The 15,738-nt window shown below is 58.0% G+C and carries 13 protein-coding genes; 6 read left to right on the top strand and 7 right to left on the bottom strand.

Features of this window, described 5'->3' with window-relative positions:
* Window positions 1-63: 63 nt before the first annotated feature.
* Complete coding sequence (locus ACJO3M_RS12810; RefSeq protein WP_407001746.1) at window positions 64-600, top strand: 3'-5' exonuclease; 537 nt, start codon at window positions 64-66, stop codon at window positions 598-600.
* A gap of 20 nt (window positions 601-620) precedes the next feature.
* Here ACJO3M_RS12810 and ACJO3M_RS12805 read toward each other — a convergent pair whose 3' ends face one another.
* Window positions 621-860 (bottom strand): hypothetical protein, encoded by a 240-nt coding sequence (locus ACJO3M_RS12805; protein ID WP_407001745.1) that lies wholly within the window; start codon window positions 858-860, stop codon window positions 621-623.
* Window positions 861-1,455: 595 nt separating this feature from the next.
* Here ACJO3M_RS12805 and ACJO3M_RS12800 point away from each other — a divergent pair.
* The gene (locus tag ACJO3M_RS12800) at window positions 1,456-1,728 is read left to right on the top strand and encodes a hypothetical protein (protein ID WP_407001744.1); all 273 of its coding nucleotides are present in this window, start codon (window positions 1,456-1,458) and stop codon (window positions 1,726-1,728) included.
* A 25-nt stretch (window positions 1,729-1,753) separates the two neighbouring features.
* Here the strand turns inward: ACJO3M_RS12800 and ACJO3M_RS12795 are convergent, their stop codons facing one another.
* The 3 genes from ACJO3M_RS12795 to ACJO3M_RS12785 are packed head-to-tail and all read right to left on the bottom strand — an operon-like array spanning window position 1,754 to window position 6,279.
* Window positions 1,754-2,167, bottom strand: coding sequence for a response regulator (locus tag ACJO3M_RS12795; RefSeq protein WP_407001743.1), 414 nt, complete (start codon window positions 2,165-2,167; stop codon window positions 1,754-1,756).
* Between the two features lie 31 nt (window positions 2,168-2,198).
* On the bottom strand, window positions 2,199-2,744 hold the full coding sequence (locus ACJO3M_RS12790; protein WP_407001742.1) for a hypothetical protein: 546 nt from the start codon (window positions 2,742-2,744) through the stop codon (window positions 2,199-2,201).
* Window positions 2,745-2,781: 37 nt separating this feature from the next.
* On the bottom strand, window positions 2,782-6,279 hold the full coding sequence (locus ACJO3M_RS12785; RefSeq protein ID WP_407001949.1) for a hybrid sensor histidine kinase/response regulator family protein: 3,498 nt from the start codon (window positions 6,277-6,279) through the stop codon (window positions 2,782-2,784).
* Between the two features lie 167 nt (window positions 6,280-6,446).
* Between ACJO3M_RS12785 and ACJO3M_RS12780 the strand changes: the two genes are divergently transcribed.
* Complete coding sequence (locus ACJO3M_RS12780) at window positions 6,447-7,448, top strand: hypothetical protein (protein ID WP_407001741.1); 1,002 nt, start codon at window positions 6,447-6,449, stop codon at window positions 7,446-7,448.
* Here the strand turns inward: ACJO3M_RS12780 and ACJO3M_RS12775 are convergent.
* Window positions 7,442-7,696 carry a hypothetical protein gene (locus ACJO3M_RS12775; protein ID WP_407001740.1) on the bottom strand — a complete coding sequence of 85 codons (255 nt, stop codon included), beginning with the start codon at window positions 7,694-7,696 and terminating at the stop codon, window positions 7,442-7,444. The two genes, ACJO3M_RS12780 and ACJO3M_RS12775, sit on opposite strands and share 7 nt — an antisense overlap.
* Before the next feature lie 200 nt (window positions 7,697-7,896).
* Here ACJO3M_RS12775 and ACJO3M_RS12770 point away from each other — a divergent pair, with 200 nt between their 5' ends.
* Window positions 7,897-8,241 carry a hypothetical protein gene (locus ACJO3M_RS12770; protein WP_407001739.1) on the top strand — a complete coding sequence of 115 codons (345 nt, stop codon included), beginning with the start codon at window positions 7,897-7,899 and terminating at the stop codon, window positions 8,239-8,241.
* A 6-nt stretch (window positions 8,242-8,247) separates the two neighbouring features.
* Here ACJO3M_RS12770 and ACJO3M_RS12765 read toward each other — a convergent pair whose 3' ends face one another.
* Window positions 8,248-9,534: a serine hydrolase domain-containing protein gene (locus tag ACJO3M_RS12765; RefSeq protein WP_407001738.1), complete on the bottom strand. Its 1,287-nt coding sequence runs from the start codon at window positions 9,532-9,534 to the stop codon at window positions 8,248-8,250.
* A gap of 268 nt (window positions 9,535-9,802) precedes the next feature.
* On the opposite strand from ACJO3M_RS12765, the gene ACJO3M_RS12760 reads away from it, so the two are divergent.
* Both ACJO3M_RS12760 and ybaK read left to right on the top strand, forming a co-directional pair.
* Window positions 9,803-12,466, top strand: coding sequence for an EAL domain-containing protein (locus ACJO3M_RS12760; RefSeq protein ID WP_407001737.1), 2,664 nt, complete (start codon window positions 9,803-9,805; stop codon window positions 12,464-12,466).
* Window positions 12,463-12,930, top strand: coding sequence for a Cys-tRNA(Pro) deacylase (gene ybaK / locus ACJO3M_RS12755; protein ID WP_406989750.1), 468 nt, complete (start codon window positions 12,463-12,465; stop codon window positions 12,928-12,930). The genes ACJO3M_RS12760 and ybaK overlap by 4 nt, the downstream gene beginning before the upstream one ends.
* A gap of 229 nt (window positions 12,931-13,159) precedes the next feature.
* On the opposite strand, the gene ACJO3M_RS12750 is transcribed toward ybaK, so the two are convergent.
* A complete protein-coding gene (locus ACJO3M_RS12750) occupies window positions 13,160-15,403 on the bottom strand; it encodes an NADP-dependent isocitrate dehydrogenase (RefSeq protein WP_407001736.1) in 2,244 nt (747 codons plus the stop codon).
* Window positions 15,404-15,738 lie beyond the last annotated feature (335 nt).

Genomic DNA, 15,738 nt, shown 5'->3' with positions numbered 1-15,738 from the left:
TCGCGTCTGAACAATGGGGCGGGTAAACTCGAATCACGGCACTTCAATAAAAAATCAGAGAGAATGAACTCCGAGACCAGGCCAGCATTTATCGATTTCGAGGCATCCAGCCTCGACCTTATTGCCAGTTACCCGATCGAGGTAGGAATCTGCCTGCCCGACGGACAACTACACAGCTGGCTGATTCGCCCCCATGTGCTTTGGCAGGACTGGTCGGAAAGCGCCGAGCGGATTCACGGCATCGACCGCTCCACGCTGGAAAACGAAGGCACCCCGGTTACGGAGGTGGCGCACAGTCTCAACGAACTGCTTCCCGACCAGGTGTTCTGTGACGCCTGGACCTTTGACAGCTTCTGGCTGCATCGCCTGTATCGGGTTGCCGGCGTACAACCAGCATTTCAGCTGGAATCCATATCCATGCTGCTGAATTCGGTTCAGGTCAGGCACTGGTCCGCCATCCGCCAGGATGTCATCAACCAGCTGGGCTTACCGGTCCACCGCGCCGCCAATGACGCACTGATCCTGCACAAAACCTGGGAGCAGATTGATCTGGATGCCGGCGGCGTGCAAACCGTCCCGGGTCAGAGCCACCAGGCCTGACCCACTCCCGTCAACGGACGTCAGTGTTTCAGCCGACCGGCGCGAACGGCAATAACTTCCAGACCATCACGAAGGGTATTCAGGGTCCAGTACGTGACCAGCACCATCAGACCTGCTCCTACCATGGTAAACGTGAGGTCATCCCCCACAACCTGCCCCCTGGCCATCAGCAGGTACGCGGCCAGTGCGGCGACCAGAAACATTTCGATAACAACGTGTGAACGGAACTTTTGTCTGGCAGATCCTGATTCGTCAGGCATTTTCTTAGGTTTCAACCTCTGGATATCTGTTGAGATGAATGATTGGTTAGCAAGCATATTATCGACAGAACAGAGGGGAAATTCTGTACGAACTAGTGGCTACGAATTAACCACTATCCAAAAAAAAACGCAGCCCAGAAGGCTGCGTCGAAAGGAGAGATCCAAATGGTGCCCCACGTCTGGGTGGCTGACACCAAGGATTGCACAACGTAAAACACGTGACAGGACGAATTATGATCAGTTCTCACCACGCCGTCTGTAGGGGTTTGCCGAAGCGTCTTGCCTCTTGCAAACCCGCCGGCAGGCTATACACTGATCACTGTACCGAAACCGATAATTGCTGACAGACCGGCGCCTCTAGCACCGCCGGAACAGAGTCCGAAACCATGCAATACGTTATCCGACATTCCATGACCTACACAGGCGCAGGCTGCCACGCCGGCCAGTGTGTACTCGCTATGGTGAAAGACAACTAACGGCTTTCGGTCAGTCCCGGGAGCCTTTCGAGCAACCGGGCCAGCTTCTCCGCGAGACCCCGGTTGCCAAGGCACCGGGGTTTTTGTTTTTGCAGCCGCAAAACGACGAGGAGAACATCATGAAAAGACATCCAACAACACGTGCAGCAAACCAGCCGGCCGGCAACCAACTGGGCGCGATCAAGCGTCCTGACAAGCTGCCGCTGCTGGATGCCATCTGCAAGAAACTGAATCAGCGCGTTAACCTGGACGACGAACAGCGGGTGCTGGGTCTGTACGAGCGGGGCTGGATCTTCAATGGTGTCCTTGGCAACCTTGGCGGCGCGGAAGCCCGGTATGTAAGGGCACTGGCAACCCGCTACAACTCATGGATTGCCCGTCAGGTGGCGTAACCCGCCATTCCGGGGCCCGGGCCGGTCAATGCTGACGGCCCAGGCCCTGCATCATCGCCAGGTCACCACCGTGAACCATGGCGTAGTTGTTCAGCACATCGCGTATCTTATCCTGGGAGTAGGGCTTCACCACGTAGCCATTGGCACCGGCACTGATCGCCTTCTGGATACTGTCGATGGAATCATCGGCCGTCACCAGCACCACATGCTGACTCTCCTTCACTCCCTTGAACTCCGCCATCAAGTCGTGGCCGTTGCCATCCGGCAATCCAAGGTCCAGCAGGATGATCTGGAACTCCGCAGCATCAAACGCCGCACGGGCACCCGCCGCATCCGGGGCGGATTCAACGCCGGTAGCACCGGCCTTGAGCAGCATCTGCACCAGACGCTCACACATGACAGGCTCGTCTTCCACCACCAGCACTCTGAGTTCATTCATCGGTTTTCTCCTTAACATCCCTGATCACGATTCAAATCGTGTCACTGTCTGTGCGGCTCGGGATGGCCAATGGTTCGTGGCCAGCGGCCGGCGCTGCCGGACCGTGCAGCCCCCCGGATGGGCCGGTTTCCGGGTCTCCAGGACCTTCCCGGGTCAGGATATTGCTGATGCTGACCGCCGTGGTGTAAAGGGAGATCGCGATAATCAACAGGACGGGCTGCACGAACGCGACGAATCCCGGTACGTTGCCGCTACCCACAATACTGAGCATCAGAATAATCGCGGGACCCAGCACCACAAACAGGGTCAGCGCGATAAAGAACACAATCCGCTCCTTGAAGCGGCCCAGATCGCGATTACTGACCAGACCCAGAACGAACTTGCCAATCGCCAGTCCCGCCAGGATGGCAGCGGCAATGCTCAGGTCAGGTCGCATCAGGATGTCCGCCAGGTTACCGTCCCACAGCCGCTGCATGGTGATCACCAGGAACGGGAACAGCACAAACAGGATATCCGCGTAGGTGCCGTACATCATACTCAGGGAATGCTGCTCCTGCCGTTGTTGACTGTCACTCATTATCCGGTTCCCGTTATTGATTCTTGCCAATGGGTCATCAGGTCCGCGCTTGCTGTGCCTTCAGGGCCTGATCAATCATCTCATTGAGCCGGAACAGCTCGCTGCGAACACCATCCCAGTCCGGTTCCCCGTCCCTCAGAATGGCCTCAAGTGCGCCGGCCTGACGGGTCATCGACGGGTAACCCATGGCTCCCGCCGTACCTTTGATCTGGTGGGCTTCCTGCCTCAGGGTTCCGGCATCCGCCTGTGCCAGGGCTTCGTCCATTCGTTGCTGGCGGGCCTCCAGACCGGACAGGAACTGCAACACCAGACCATGGATATCACTATCTTCGCCGGTTTCAGGGAAACTTTCATCTGCTTCCCGCGCGGGCGTCAATGTCCTGTCCAGCAACGCCAGTAAATGCCCAATGTCTATGGGCTTGTGCAGCACGCCATCACAGCCGGCCGCCCCGAGCGCCTCGATTTCCTGCTGGTCACCCGCGGTAAAGGCGATAATCGGTCGCCGGAACCCGGCTTCCCGCAACAGCCGGGTCGCTTCCACCCCATCCATCCCCGGCATGTGTCGATCCATCAACACCAGCTGAACAGAGGCCGACAGGGCGGTGCGCACCGCCTCGTCGCCACTGGTGACCGGGATAACCTCCACACCCTGGCGACGCAGCATGCGCTCAACCAGCTGGCGGTTGTCGTCGTTGTCCTCCGCCACCAGCACCGTACCCTGATACCGGCGGGACGCACCATGGCTCGACGCGGGCAAAACCGTCAGGTAACGCGCCAGCACTTCGTAAAAACGCTGCCTGTCGATAGGCTTGGCGAGATGTTCATTACAGCCGGCAGCGCGGTAATCGGCGATATCTTCGGCCATCACATTGGCTGTGAGCGAAACAATCGGCGTGTTTATCCCCGCCTCCCGCAAGGCGGCGGTTGCGTCACGGCCATTCATGACCGGCATCTGGATGTCCATGAGAATAACATCGAAGGATTCCCGGGTGCCGGCTTCCAGTGCTTCCGCGCCGTTGCAGACATGCACGATGTCCGCTCCGGTACGATCAACCAGCATGGAAACCAGCCGGCGGTTCACCTCATTGTCTTCGGCACACAGAATACGACCGCTTAACCGGGGCGCCTGCGCCATGGGTATGGTCCGCCGGCGCTGGCCGAGCTCCGAGGCATCACGCAGGAAATGGACGCCATCCAGCGCTCCGGTGGCGATAGACACTTCAAACTCGCTACCTTCGCCGTAGGTGCTGGACACCCTGATTTCACCGCCAAGCAGTTGCGCCAGCCGGCGCGAGATACTCAGCCCCAGCCCCGTGCCTCCGTACTGACGCGCAATGGCGGCGCTGCCCTGGGCAAAGGGATCAAACAATCGCTCCAGCTGCTCCGGCTTCATGCCGATCCCCGAATCCAACACCCGGACCAGCAGCTGCTCCTGCTGCTGATCGCAGCGCACTTCCATGGATATCCGACCATTTTCGGTGAACTTCAGAGCATTCCCACACAGATTGATGATGATCTGCCGGAAACGGGTGGGGTCGGTACGAATGGTTTCCGGCAATGGAAAGGCGCAGTTAATCTGGAAATCCAGGCCCTTTTCCCGGGCCCGGGGCGCAAAGAAAGCACGCACTTCCTCCAGCAGCTCCGGGAGGTCGACGGACACAATGTCCACATCCAGCTTATTGGCATCGATCTTCGAGTGATCGAGAATGTCGTTCACCAGATCCAGCAAGTGGCGGCCGCTACGCACCACCGTTTCTGCGCTGCTGTGCTTTTCGCGCTCACTCAGTCCCGGATCGAGAAGGGTTTCACCGTATCCGATGATCGCCGCCAGGGGCGTGCGGATCTCATGGCTCATGTTAGCGAGGAACTGACTCTTGGCCTCTGCGGAGTTGCGGGCCAGCTCTTTTTCCAGCCGTTCCTGCTCCCGCTCCCGTTCAATACGCTGGCGCTGATGCCGCTCGGTGGCATCGATGCAGGTGCCTTCCAGGTGGGCCGGCAGACCGGCAGCGTCGTATACCGCATGCAGAGAGATCGTAGCCCAGCGTTCGGTGCCGGAACGGGTATAATAGCGGGCCTCTATCCCCTTCACGGTTCCCCGGGTCTCCAGCTGCTCCACCACCCGCCGCCGCACCCGCTCATCGGCAAAACAGGTGGTCAGCACGTCGGGGTTGTCGTCCAGCAGTTCGCGACTGCTGTGATAACCCATCAGCCTTGCCATCGCTGGATTCGCGGTTACAAAACGCCGGTCCAGGGACATCTGGAAAACCCCCTCAATGGCGTTGTCGAACAGCGACTGGTACCGGCGCAGGTTGGACAGGGCACGTTCGCTCCAGCCCAGCGCTTCTCCCTGAACCTGCTTGATTCGATCCGCCAGGGCAAAGGAGAACAGGATGATCTGCGCCGTCAGGCCAAACTGGGGCGAGTAGGATGTGAACATGTTCACCGGCAGGTACCCCATGACTGTCAGCGCATAGATGCCAAACCCGACCAGGGCCAGCGTCCAGGCAAAGAAATAGGAGCGGGCAGCCGGGTTGTAATAGCGCCAGGACAGGAAACTCACCAGAATCATCAGAATGCTGAGCAGGATGGAGCCCAGCACGATCCACTCCATGGCCAGGTGGTAGGGCAGGAAGAACGACAACACAAACGTTACCACCACCGAATAAAGGCACAGTCGGATAACCTGGTCCAGGCCCGCCGACCGTTCCCGGGTTTCCAGCAACGACCGGGCCATCAGCAGGCCCCAGAACCAGGTCATCATGATCTGGAAATGCAGGTATTCCTTGTCGAGGAAGGCCGGTCGCTCGGCAAACAGCTGGGTACCATGCACCTGCTCGGTGGCGATGAACACCGTGGCCGACACCAGGTAGAGCACATAATAGATATTACTGCGTTCCCGTACCGATACCGCAACAAACAGGTTGTAGGCCAGGATGGCCAGAATACTGCCAAGCAGGATGCCGCGTACGGCCTCGTCCACCGATACTTTTTCAATGTAGCTGTCCGGGTGCCAGAGCGAGATGGGCAAGCGAAAGGTGTTGGTGTTGGTAATCCGGAGGTAAATACGGGCGGGCTGACCCGCTGCCAGCGAGAGCCGGAACGTCGGATTGGGTACCGCCAGATCACGGGAGGACCAGCCTCCCTCATAACCGGCCCGGCGTTGCTCGACCAGCTCACCATCCTGCACCACATAGAGCACCACCTCGTCCACCAACGGCAACGCCAGTTCCAGAATCCAGTCCGAGAGCGCGGCACCCGCACCGACCCGAACATCAAACCTGGCCCAGTAGGCCGACTCGGTATAGCCGAAGTTCAGCACGCCACCTTCATGGCGGGTAAAGGCGGGGGCGTTTTCAGACACAATGTCGTTGAAGCCCAGGGAATGGTCGGGATCCTCCAGGAACCAGACGCAGTTCCCCAGGTCCCGCACACTCGTCGTCGCACTGTTAAGCACAATGTTGCCGTCCTGGCACTGATCACTGGCGACTGTAACGGTAGACAGGCAAAGCGCCAGCAGGGCAAGGATCGGTCCCATCAATCGATGGATAGGCAGTGGCCGTTGCCGCAAAATGTGATCTCCGCGAGGGTAGCTACCTGTTTTATGGTTTATTGTCAGCAGTCGGACCGGGGCAAGGTGTTCGCGCTCCGCAGACCGTCACTTTAGCGTTTAAACACCCTTTTCGCACCTCGGGACCACCTGAAATGAGACATGCCTGCGTTATTGCCGTGACAACCATCATGACCTCGGGTTTGGTGGGGTGTGGCCCCGACAGCTCAGGAGGCGACGGCTACCTCAACCCGGCCACGGACGTGGACCTGCCCGTGGCGACCTTCCGGCTCCAGAATACCGAAGGCCTGGCGCCGGTTCTGCAATACACTATATTCCGGGATTTTTACCGTGGCATCCAGCCCGCCAATGAAGGCGATGACGAAGGCACCGCCCGGGCACTGCGGGAACACCTGGATCCGTTCCTCGGCGCCACCCCCAACGGGGAGGGTACTGACTACACCAGTGTGAGGAACCCGCTGGACCTGATCAACGAAGTTATTCGCCTGGGGACGGTCGACAATTTCAATGAAGGCCGGCAACTGATGCGGGACAGCGTCAGTGAAGGTGAAGCCTCCACCTACAACACACCCGCAAACGATGCACTGATCCGCTTCAGCGAAACAAACGGAGATGCCAGCGCGCCAACGGCCGACCGTACCTGGATCTACCCCATGCTGGACTGGACCAATACACCGAACCTCGGCAAGGTTTTCCGGGCAACCCAGTATGTCGCGAGACAACCGGGGGACGATGATGAAACCGTAGCAGAGGTCGCCAGCGCATCATGGAGCGGCCGCTACGATGCCAGCACGTTTGGCACCTCCGGATTCAACCAACCCGAGTTTGCGGCCACCAGTTTTACCGGCCGAACCCTGGGCAACGTGGAGCTTCTTCAGGAATTCGTTGGCAACCAGCGGGATACACTGACGCTGACCAGCGCCAGCGGTATCAGCATCAACGGTGAAAATCCTGACTGCATCCGCGCCGTGCTCGACTATAACGACCAGCAGGTTCGGGTGTTTACCTCCAGCGATGAGCCACCAACGATAGCAGAGAATGGGGAGGTGACCGCCAATCCGAACCATTGCGGCAACCAGCAGAATGGCGAGGAGACCCGCCGCTATGACACCATTGCCATCGGGCGCCGTCAGTAACTACCGCCATCCCGTAGCCCCCAGTTCCGCAGAAAACCTTTCTTGCGGTTCAGCATTCGCTCATAAGCGGAAATCATGATGGCTGCATGGGGGGCACTGACAAGGCGAAGGGTTTCAATCCGCCGCTCCAGGCGTTCCACCTCGGAACTGACCTGCGCCCGGACGTGGGAACGCACGCTATCGTGGTGATCCAGCTTGACCAGGCGAGCATCGTCCTGCCCGGTGGGAATGTGAAGGTTGTCTTCCATCACGCGTCTCTTCCATTGAGTAGTGGGTATCCGTACCGCACTTTGAATTTTGCACAACTGTCAGACAGAACTCAACAATGATGAATTTAGTTTCATATATTTTGTGCGGCAAGGGCACTGCGCCCTGAAAACAGGCCCACATTCTCCTGCTATAGTTTGGAGTTATACGAACAAACACACCAACCAGACGAGCGCCACCCATGAGCCAGACATCCGTTGCCGATACCCTGAGGGAATATCTCTCACTGCTAGAGCTACTGGACGACGCGTACTGGGAAGCCAGCTGCATCCGGCACAAGGACATGCTGTACGACATCATCAGCATCTTCAGTCAGGAAGTGTCTGAGATAAACAAGCTCAGCGTGATGGATCACCATTACCCCTACGAAGTCATCACCGAGGGCATACGCCGGGTGGTTCCGAAACTTGAGAGGCTGGATGAGTATCGGGAGGACGTGATCCAGCGCACCCAGACACTGACGGATTTCCGCGACATCCTGTCGTCAGTGCTGGGCATACTGGAAGACCAGTTGCAGACGCTCTGAACCGGTTCAGGCCGCGATCAGGGGCCGCTGGTCCTCGGGAATCAGCGGAAAGCGGTCACACACGGTATAGACGAACTTCGCCAGTGCCGGCAGATGGTGGCCGACGATGGGAATGCCGGTATTCAGCAGGCTGACGGAAATATCCCTGCCCGCATCGGCCCAGCACAGCTTATTGATCAGACCGATGTGTCCGAAGGCATAGCGACTCTGCTGCCCCCACAATCCGAACGGATTGCCCCCGAGCATCATACCCGCGCTGAAACGCATGGGAATCATCATGGTGCGGTCAATCTGGAGCGAACCGAACTGTTGAATGGAACGACGAATGGTCATCTCGCTGCAGATGCGTTTGCCGTTCCAGACGCCACCATTCAGCATCATCTGGAAGAAGCGCCCCATTTCCTCCGCGGTACCACAAAGATTCCCTGCCGGAATCACCGCCTCCTGGAACCGGGGATCGTTGATCACCTGCTCAACGGTGTGAATGTCCCCACCCAGTGCCCGGTTCACAATCCAGGACACCGGAAAACGCGGTGTCGGACCGGTTGCGTAGTTCGTGGCCAGATCGTTGACCTTGTCCGCTGCAATTCCGTAGGTGAACCAGCGCATGCCCATGGGCTGGCGCAGGTGGCGGTCCAGGAAATTCTCGATGGTGTCGCCGGTCACTTTTTCCAATACCCGCTGCAACACGAACCCGCCGGTAATGGCGTGATAGGCCACCTTGGAGCCATCAACTTCCACCGGTTTGGCATCGCACAGAATTTTCCAGATTTCGTCCCGGTTCCACAGCACATCAATGGGGGTTTCCCTGGGGATGGCCGGTATCCCGCCGCGATGGGAGAGGATCTGATGCACCGTAATGGTGCGCTTGCCATTGGCGGCAAACTCCGGGCAATAATAGGATACCGGATCCATCAGGTTGACCAGCCCCTGCTCCGACAACATATGCATCAATAACGCCGTCACGGCTTTCGACGCAGAGAAATAGCAAATGGGCGTATCCGTGGTCATCGGCACCTGAACAGCGTTTGTCGGCTCGTGGGGGCCGTTTCCGGAGGCGTGGCCGAGGGCACGGTGGAGTATCTGCTCACCCCGGTGGCGGACGGACAACTGGATACCGGGATGGACGCCGGTACGGTAGAGCCTCTCCACACTGTGCCAGATGTCTTCCACCACCTGGGGGGCGACGCCGGCGGCCTGCGGATTCTCTCCGTTGGTGTCACGAAAGGTGATGGCGGACAGGTCCTTGGGGACCGGGCAGGTGTGCAGTGCTCGACGGGCAATTCGATTCATCGCTAAGCCTTGGTTCAGGTTGCTGTTGCTGTTTCTATTTCATGATCAACGCTGGCCAGAGCCGGAACATTGGCCGGAGGGCGGTTGCGGGAATGTCAGTCTTTCCAACCGCGACTGTCAGGGATTATGGGCTTCTTCCGCAAACGACACCATAACCTTCGGTCTTCCAATGCATTCCCAACGAAACTCACCTAAAGTGGTTAAAAACAAAAACCCGATTCTTAATCCGGAATCCTGTCCGGACTTTTGACCGGAAATGAGGTAAGCCTTGGCTCTGACCCTGCCCGCGACACTGTCCGTTTTCGCTTTATCCATCGCTGTGATGGCAGCGGCGTTATGGTGGTACAACCGCCAGGAAAAACATCGTCTCAGCCAGTTGATTCAGGATCAGTACTCAGCCATTGAAGCGATTACCCGGCAAGCAGCGCTGGAGGACAAGCTCAATGAGGTCTGTTACCTGATCGAGCATCAGGTGAGCGGTGCCATGTGCACCGTGATGCTGGCCAACGAGCAGAGAACCGCCCTGTCCGTATGGGCCGCCCCGAGTTTTCCCGCTGAATTCCGCACTGCCCTGGAGGCGATGCCGATTGAGGACAATGCCGGCGCCTGTGGCACGGCGGCTTTCCGCCACCAGCCAGTGATGATTGCAGACATGCGACAGGACGAACGCTTTGTGCCTTACACGGAGCTGCTGAATCAGTACAACCTGGTGGCCTGCTGGTCCTTTCCCATTATCGCCGACAACGACGATCTGCTGGGCACCTTTGCCGTCTACTTTCACCAGCGGAGAAGCCCTAACAAGCGGCAGACCCGCCTGATTGAGCGCACCCGCCACATGGTCAGCCTGATGCTGGAACATCACAACCAGCGCATTCAGAGGGAGCATAACGAGCAGCATTTCCGGTCCCTGTTCACCCACAATCCTGACGCCGTGTTTACTCTGGACCTGGACGGGAAGTTCATCCAGTTCAATCAGGCCGGCAGCGACCTGATCCACTATTCCGAGGCGGAAATTCTCGGGCAGAATTACGAAGCACTGGTTCCTCCCGAGGACATCGAGCGCACGCGCGAGCATTTTGAACGCGCCAAAGAAGGGGTGCCGCAACGTTATGAGATCAAGGTATTCCAACGCTCGGGGGGTATGCTCGATATCGATATCACCAACATGCCCATTATCGTCAATGGCAAGGTCACGGGGATTCATGGCGTTGCCAAGGACCGAACGGAACAGAGGCGGACGGAAGCCCGCCTGAGATTGCTGGAGCGTGGGGTGGAAGCTTCGGCCAACGGTGTCACCATCGCCGATGCCAGGCAGCCGGGTTATCCCCTGATCTACGCGAACCCGGCCTTCGAAACCATAACCGGATACACACGTGAGGAAATTCTGGGTCGCAGCTGTAGCCTGCTGCAGGGCCCCGCCACTGGAGAATCGGCAAAAAACCGTATTCGGCAAAGGCTTTCCGAATTCCGCGAAGTGCATACCTCCATCCTCAACTACCGCAAGGACGGCACGACGTTCTGGAACGATCTGTACATCGCTCCGGTGCGCGACAATCGCCAGGAAGTCACCCACTTCGTCGGGGTGCAAAACGATATCAGTGCCCGGGTAAAGCAGGAGGAAACCCTGGCGTTTCAGGCCAGCCATGACGCCCTGACCGGTTTGCCCAACCGGATCTACCTCGAAGCGCACCTTGCCGAGATTTGCCAGCAAACTCTCGACAAGGGGCAATCCATCTATGTCATGTTTATCGATCTGGACGGATTCAAACCGGTCAATGACAGCCTCGGCCATCACTTTGGCGACCAGATCCTGGAGCAAACCGCCCGCCGGCTGGCGGATGCATCGCCAACCGGGGCCACGCTGATTCGCTTTGGCGGTGACGAATTCATCGCCCTGGTGTCGGCGACGGACGACAGCGTTCACCTCAATCAGGTGGCAGAAAATATCCTTGCCCAGTTCGCCCAGCCCTTCCAGTACGACAGCGTCGAGGTCACCCTGTCCGCTGCCATCGGCATCGCCGTCGGTAAAGAGGCCCTGCCGCATGCCATGTTACTTGTCCAACAGGCGGATATGGCCATGTACCAGGCCAAGAAACTGGGCGGCAACACCTGGCAGTGGTTCAACGACGGCCTGAACAAGCACGCCCAACACGAGGTAACGCTGCGCCAGCAACTGCAGGAAGCACTAACCCTCAATCAATTCCAGCTGTTCTACCAGCCGCTGTTCGGCAACGATCTCGAGATCATTGGCGTGGAGGCGCTGATACGATGGAAACATCCTACCCGCGGCTTCATTTCTCCCGCCGAGTACATTCCCCTGTCGGAACGTACAGGTCAGATTATTCCCATCAGCGAGTGGGTCATGGCGGAGGCTGCCGGAATGATTTCACGGCTTGCGGAGCTGGGAGTACCCAACATCGCCATCAACCTGTCACCGCTGCAGTTCCAGCGCCATCGACTGGTGGAACGAATAGCGCAACTGATTGATCTACATGGAATCGAAAAGGGACGGCTGTCTGTGGAGATCACCGAAAATGTTTTCCTCGACGACCCCCAGGGAGCCATCAAACAGCTGCGGGAATTACAGAACCTCGGCGTGGTGGTCGCCATCGATGATTTCGGAACGGGTTTTTCCAGTTTGAGCTACATGCGGGATATGCCGGTCGACAAGATCAAGATCGATCGCACTTTCATCAACGGCATAACCTCCAGTCACCGGGATGCGGCGATTACCCGGGGCACCCTGTCCATGGCTCATGAGCTGGGCATGGACGTTGTCGCCGAGGGGGTGGAAACCGAAGAACAGTTCAACACGCTCAAATCCTTCGGCTGCACCAGCTACCAGGGATTCTGGTATTCGCGCCCACTGTCATGGGAAGATTTGCAGGACTTCACCCGTTCACGGACTAGCGGAGCCCCAATCCAATCATGACACCAGGCATCAACGCTGCAAAAAAGGCGAAAGTCAGCCACCGGATTCACGAATACCAGCATGACCCCGCCAGCGAATCGTTCGGTACCGAAGCTGCGGAGAAGATGGGAGTAGACCCGGCAAGAGTATTTAAAACTCTCGTAGTCGCCATTGATGGCAAGGACCTGGCCGTTGGCGTGGTGCCGGTCACCGCCATGCTGAGTATGAAGCTGGTTGCCAAAGCGGCTGGAGGCAAGAAAGCCACCATGGCCGACAAACAGGATGTCCAGCGCAGCACCGGTTACGTTCTCGGCGGCGTCAGCCCCCTGGGCCAGAAAAAACGGCTCAGGACTTTTATTGATGACTCTGCCCAGCGTTTCGACACCATCTACATCAGCGCCGGCCGCCGCGGCCTGGAAATCGAACTATCTCCGGAAGACCTGGCCAAACTGACCACAGCACAGTTCGCGCCCTTGCAGGCCTGAGGTCAGCCAACCCGAACCAATGGCTATAACCGAACTGTAAAACGGGAGCGGGGTGGGGTGCCTTTTCTGAAGGGACAAAGGTGTCTGAGCGAAGCGAGTTCTTTTCCCGTAAGAAAAGGCATCCCACCCCGGGACCAAGCACCCATCAGCAGGCTACGGAACCTCAACTCCCAGCCATAAAAAAACCGGGCAGCCTCACAGCCACCCGGTTTTTCTTCAAGCCCGGCCGTTACTTCACAGAGTCGCGAGCTTCCGCCAGGATCCTGTTCAGGGTTTCACTCGGCTGCATCACCGCGCAAACCTTGTCCGCCGGCGGGTGGTAGTAGCCACCGATATCCGCAGGGTGACCCTGGATCACGCTCATCTCTTCCAGGATCGTGTCCTTGTTCTCTTCCAGCTGTTTGGACAACTTGCCGAAGAACTCCTTCAGCTCCTTGTCGCTGTCCTGTTTGGAAAGCTCTTCCGCCCAGTAACGGGCCAGATGGAAGTGAGAACCACGGTTGTCCAGCTCACCGGTCACGCGGGACGGAGACTGGTTGTTCTCCAGCAGGCGCTCGGTGGCCTTGTCCAGGGTCTGGCCCAGCAGGCGCGCACGCTCGTTGCTGTGCTTCTCCCCCAGTTCATCCAGGGAAACCGCGATCGCCAGGAATTCACCCAGTGAATCCCAGCGCAGGTGGTTCTCCTCCAGCAACTGCTGCACGTGTTTGGGCGCGGAACCGCCGGCGCCGGTTTCGTACAGGCCACCGCCGTTCAACAGCGGGACAATGGACAGCATCTTGGCGCTGGTGCCCAGCTCCAGGATCGGGAACAGGTCAGTGAGGTAGTCACGCAGCACGTTACCGGTGACGGAAATGGTATCCAGGCCGCGAATCAGGCGCTCCATGGTCCAGCGGATGGCGCGAACCGGAGACATGATATGGATATCCAGACCCTCGGTGTCGTGGTCTTTCAGGTAGGCCTGAACCTTCTTGATCAGTTCAGCATCGTGGGCACGCTCGTCGTCCAGCCAGAACACCGCCGGCATACCGGTGGCACGGGCACGGTTAACGGCCAGCTTGACCCAGTCACGGATCGGCAGGTCCTTGGTCTGGCAGGCGCGCCAGATATCGCCTTTCTCGACCTTGTGTTCGGTCAGCACGGTGCCATCTTCGGCAACCACGCGCACCACACCGTCATCCTTCATTTCGAAGGTCTTGTCGTGGGAGCCGTATTCTTCCGCCTTCTGGGCCATCAGACCCACGTTCGGCACGGTACCCATGGTAGTGGGATCAAACGCGCCGTGGGTCTTACAGAAGTTGATCACTTCCTGGTAAATGGTCGCGTAGGTGGACTCAGGCATGACCGCCTTGGTGTCCTTGAGCTTGTTGTCCCGGGCCCACATCTTGCCAGAATTACGGATCATCGCCGGCATGGAGGCGTCAACGATAACGTCGCTCGGTACGTGCAGGTTGGTGATGCCTTTAACGGAATCCACCATAGCGATTTCCGGACGGTGCTCGTAGCACGCGTGCAGGTCTTCCTGGATCTGCTCCTGCTTGGATTCCGGCAGTTGCTTGATCTTCTCAACCACGCTGGAAAGGCCGTTGTTCGGGTTGACGCCAATCTCGTCGAACAGTTCACCGTACTTGTCGAACAGATCCCTGTAGAAAACCTTCACCGCGTGACCGAAGACGATCGGGTGGGAGATTTTCATCATGGTGGCTTTTACGTGCAGGGAGAACATGACGCCGGTCTTTTCACAGTCTGCAATGGCATCCTCGAAGAACTTGATCAGCGCCTTCTTGCTCATGAACATGCCGTCCAGCACTTCGCCTTCCTGCAGCGGCAAGTCGGCCTTCAGAACGGTCTGTTCGCCTTTGCTGCTCTCGAATACGATGCGGGCATTGGTGGCCTTGTCCAGGGTGACGGACTGCTCGTTGGAGTAGAAATCACCACCGCGCATATGAGCCACATGGGTGCGGGAAGCCGGGCTCCACTCACCCATGGAATGGGGGTGTTTACGGGCAAAGGCCTTGACCGCGGTCGGTGCACGACGGTCTGAGTTGCCTTCCCGAAGCACCGGGTTGACGGCGCTGCCGAGTACTTTGGCGTAACGGGACTGAGCTTCTTTCTCTTCGTCTGTCTCAGGGTGTTCCTTGTACTCGGGAACCTTGTAACCCTGTTCGTTCAGTTCCCTGATGGCTGCACGCAACTGCGGGATGGAGGCAGAAATGTTGGGCAGCTTGATGATGTTGGCATCAGGATCGTTGGTGTACTCACCCAGCTCCGCCAGGGCATCGGGAACTCGCTGGTCTTCTTCAAGGTAATCCGGAAATGCCGCCAGAATACGCGCCGCCAGGGAGATGTCGCTGGTTCCGAATTCGATGCCGGCCGGCTTGGCGTAGGTTTCAAGGATGGGAAGAAGTGAGCGTGTGGCGAGAGCTGGCGCCTCGTCAGTCAGGGTGTAGATAATCTTGGCTTTGGATGTTGTCATTTTCGTCCTCAGGCTAGAGTGTGAGTTCAGGACGGTCATGGCGGGGTCAGGTGTCTTGTGAACGCCCAACCTGAGCAATGACTGATACGGGAACTTTTGATAGGGCTACTAAGATACCATTTTTTCGCGGATTTTGGGTACGATCTTAGTATAACAACGGACTAAAAATGCGCTAAAACCTGTTACAGGGCGATGAAAAGTCTGGAATTTACGAAACTTTCGGACATCAGGGTTGGGGATTTGGGGGCTCGGAGGATGGTCGGGGAAGTTTCCCAAAAACGGAAAGCAGGGATTTCCTGAGCGCTGTGGGGCGCGGAGTATGGCCGGGGGAAGTC

It is taken from the genome of Marinobacter alkalisoli, from assembly GCF_045449795.1.
Classification (GTDB): Bacteria; Pseudomonadota; Gammaproteobacteria; order Pseudomonadales; family Oleiphilaceae; genus Marinobacter.
Note: the sequence above shows the minus strand (reverse complement) of the source record. Positions and strands in the feature narration are given on the sequence as shown.

Bases quoted from the DNA above. Each gene is read 5' to 3' on its own strand.
- ACJO3M_RS12810 (WP_407001746.1), top strand. From the start codon at position 64: ATGAACTCCGAGACCAGGCCAGCATTTATCGATTTCGAGGCATCCAGC.
- ACJO3M_RS12805 (WP_407001745.1), bottom strand. From the start codon at position 860: ATGCCTGACGAATCAGGATCTGCCAGACAAAAGTTCCGTTCACACGTT.
- ACJO3M_RS12800 (WP_407001744.1), top strand. From the start codon at position 1,456: ATGAAAAGACATCCAACAACACGTGCAGCAAACCAGCCGGCCGGCAAC.
- ACJO3M_RS12795 (WP_407001743.1), bottom strand. From the start codon at position 2,167: ATGAATGAACTCAGAGTGCTGGTGGTGGAAGACGAGCCTGTCATGTGT.
- ACJO3M_RS12790 (WP_407001742.1), bottom strand. From the start codon at position 2,744: ATGAGTGACAGTCAACAACGGCAGGAGCAGCATTCCCTGAGTATGATG.
- ACJO3M_RS12785 (WP_407001949.1), bottom strand. From the start codon at position 6,279: ATGGGACCGATCCTTGCCCTGCTGGCGCTTTGCCTGTCTACCGTTACA.
- ACJO3M_RS12780 (WP_407001741.1), top strand. From the start codon at position 6,447: ATGAGACATGCCTGCGTTATTGCCGTGACAACCATCATGACCTCGGGT.
- ACJO3M_RS12775 (WP_407001740.1), bottom strand. From the start codon at position 7,696: ATGGAAGACAACCTTCACATTCCCACCGGGCAGGACGATGCTCGCCTG.
- ACJO3M_RS12770 (WP_407001739.1), top strand. From the start codon at position 7,897: ATGAGCCAGACATCCGTTGCCGATACCCTGAGGGAATATCTCTCACTG.
- ACJO3M_RS12765 (WP_407001738.1), bottom strand. From the start codon at position 9,534: ATGAATCGAATTGCCCGTCGAGCACTGCACACCTGCCCGGTCCCCAAG.
- ybaK (WP_406989750.1), top strand. From the start codon at position 12,463: ATGACACCAGGCATCAACGCTGCAAAAAAGGCGAAAGTCAGCCACCGG.
- ACJO3M_RS12750 (WP_407001736.1), bottom strand. From the start codon at position 15,403: ATGACAACATCCAAAGCCAAGATTATCTACACCCTGACTGACGAGGCG.